Genomic DNA, 2,831 nt, shown 5'->3' with positions numbered 1-2,831 from the left:
ACCTTGTTGTAGACGCCGGGATAGGCGCGGGCCTCGCTGATCTTCTCGGAATAGTAGATCCGCTTGTAGAAGCCGGCGTGGTCCTCGCGAATGGTCGACAGGCAGTAAGGCGCGTTGAAATGGAAACACGCCATGCCGGCGAGCCGCAATGTTAGGTAGGGAATTTGCGGATAGACGCGTGACCAGTCGGGGTCGGAGGCGAACCGGCTGGGACAGATGAAGCTCAGTCCCTCGCCCAGCATCGGCATGACGATATCGCCGAAAGCCTTGGTGGAAGGCGACATCGGCGTCGCCAGCGTGACGTGATGGATGCGCAGCGTGCTGACGAGTTCCTGGTCGATGTAGACGCCGAAACGAAAGACATTCGGCGCGTCGTCGAGCTCGTCGTGAATGGTATGGTTCTCGTTGTCGGGCACCATATCGTTGGAGCGATACGACTTGTAGCGCAGCCGGTAAATGTCCTCGAGGTCTTCGCCCTTGTCGCAGCGACGGTATTCCGTCCGCTCGAGCATCGCCGAAACATTCCTGGCAAAGCTGGACATAGTGTCGGACGCATCACTCCCGTCCGCACCCGCCGCCTGGCGAGGCGAAATCAACTCAACAACCATAAACTCAATCCCCGGAACTGCCGCCGCGATCAACACTACGGCAGGGTCGTAAGATGTAAAGATGAAAACAAGATAGAGATCGTTTACCAGCTATTAAGGTTAATGATTGTAAAAATTATACCAAAGTACGAGATTTCTTCCATGAAATCAGCGATGCGTGGCCTTCCTGGCCGTCTTGATGTCCTTGGCGAAGGGCCAGACCGTGCTCGACATGGTCTCGATACCGGACGCGCTTAGCGCCGAGCCGAACAGGAATCCCTGAACCAGGTCCGGCTTGACCTGCAAGGCCAGGATCTTGAGCTGCTCGAAAGTCTCGACGCCCTCGACAGTCACCGAAAGCCCCAGTGGCCGTGACAGATTGACGATGCCCTTGAGCAGTTCGAGCGAACGGCTGTTCTGGGTAACGTCCATCAGGAACGAACGGTCGATCTTGATCTTGTCGAGCGGAAGTTTGTGGAGATAGCTCAGGCTCGAATAGCCGGTGCCGAAATCATCGAGCGCGATGCGCACGCCAAGCCGCTTCAATTCCTCGATATACTGACGCGTCAGCGACTTGTCGTCGAGCAGTGCCGTCTCGGTGACCTCGATCTCCAGTCGGCCGGCGGCGAGACCGGAACTGGCGAGCGCATGTCGAACCTTCTCGATAACGTCGCGGTTGCGGAAGTCCTTGGCCGAGAGATTGACCGAGACACTGGTCTGTGCGGGCCATTTGGCGCATTCGGTGCACGCCGCCTGCAGCACGAAGGTGCTGATCTCGGAAATGATGCCCATTTCTTCCGCCAGCGGAATGAAGATGCTGGGCGAAATTGGTCCGAGGTCGGGGTGGTCCCAACGGCACAGCGCCTCGCAGCTGGCTATGCGCATCGTGCTCATCGCCACGATTGGCTGGTAGACCACCCGCAACCCCTTGCTTTCTACCGCGGTGCGCAGATCCGCCTTCATCAGCTGACGGTTGCGGAAAGCGACCTCCATCGACGCCTCGAACAACCGCCAAGTATTCTTGCCGAGTTCCTTGGCCTTGTAGAGCGCGAGGTCCGCCTTTACGATCATGGCGTCGACATCGGTATCCCTGACCCTCGACAGCACCGCGCCACCGCTGGCCTGGATGCGCAACCCATGGCCGGCGACGTCGACCTCGCCCTGCAGCTCAATGAAAATCTCGTCGATTTGGCTGGACAGATGGCTCTCGTCCTCGACGCGGTCGAAGAAGATCATGAACTCGTCGCCGCCGAAACGGCTGACGGTGGCGCCTGGTCCGGCGACCGCCGCCAACCGTTCAGCGACGGCGTAGATCAATCCGTCGCCGACCGGGTGGCCAAGCGTGTCGTTGACGCTCTTGAAGTCGTCGAGGTCGAGCACAGCGAGCCCGCAGAGACGCTCGAGGTCACCGGATGCCATGGCCTCTCCGATCAGCTCGTGGAAATAGGCGCGGTTAGGCAGGCCGGTGAGGTTGTCATAGCGCGCCATGAAGCGGATCTTGTCTTCCGCCTCAACGCGGGCCGTCACATCCTCGAAGGTGATGACCCCCAGTTCCTGGCTGCCTTCACGCGCCGAGAACTCATAGTGCTGACCGTTCGCGAGCGAGACGAGAACCTTGCGGTCGCGGCCCTCGCGCAGGGCGCGCGTAAGCTGGGCTTCGATGTAGCGGCAGTCCTTCGGCGCCAGCATGCCGCCGGCAGCGCCGCGCATCAGCAGACCGTGAATCGATCGCCCGAGCAGCGCGTCGGGCGATTTGAGCGACATCAGATGCGCGGCTTCGGCATTGGCCACCGCCACCCGGCCGTCGGGGCCGAGCATGACAAGGCCATGCGACATGGTGTTCAGCGCCCGATTGAAGCGCTGGGCAAGGCGGTTCGCCTTCTTCTCCTCCGACACCGCCGCAAAAAGCACATCGCGCACCGTATTGGCGAATTTGCGGATCGCGAACAGGAACGGCGCTGACAGCAGGCCAAGGAGGACATGATAGATATCGCCGCGCAGCAGGAAGCCCAGCGAGATGGGCCAGGTCAATGCAAGGGTCAGGATGGTCACCATGCGCGGCGAGCCGTAGTTGCGGCCGGCAATGGAGGTCGCGGTCGCCAGCGTGAGGCAGACGGAGGCGATCTCGGCGAAATCGTCGCGCGCAAAGTAGATGCCGAGCAGGCAAAAAGCCCCGAGCGTAAGCCCATGCATGGAGCCGTAGAGTATATAGTCGTTTTCGCGCTTGTGCGCTTCCTCCCAGGT

General features: G+C 60.5%; 2 protein-coding genes. Both read right to left on the bottom strand.

What is annotated here, in order from left to right:
- Positions 1-542: hypothetical protein (locus EOA86_RS29185; RefSeq protein WP_245497412.1), on the bottom strand; the 542-nt coding region annotated here is incomplete at its 3' end.
- Between the two features lie 213 nt (positions 543-755).
- On the bottom strand, positions 756-2,831 hold a 2,076-nt coding region (locus EOA86_RS29180), incomplete at its 5' end, for an EAL domain-containing protein (protein WP_128344829.1).

It is taken from the genome of Mesorhizobium sp. M5C.F.Ca.IN.020.32.2.1 (genome assembly GCF_004023105.1).
Taxonomy (GTDB): domain Bacteria; phylum Pseudomonadota; class Alphaproteobacteria; order Rhizobiales; family Rhizobiaceae; genus Mesorhizobium; species Mesorhizobium wenxiniae.
Note: the sequence above shows the minus strand (reverse complement) of the source record. Positions and strands in the feature narration are given on the sequence as shown.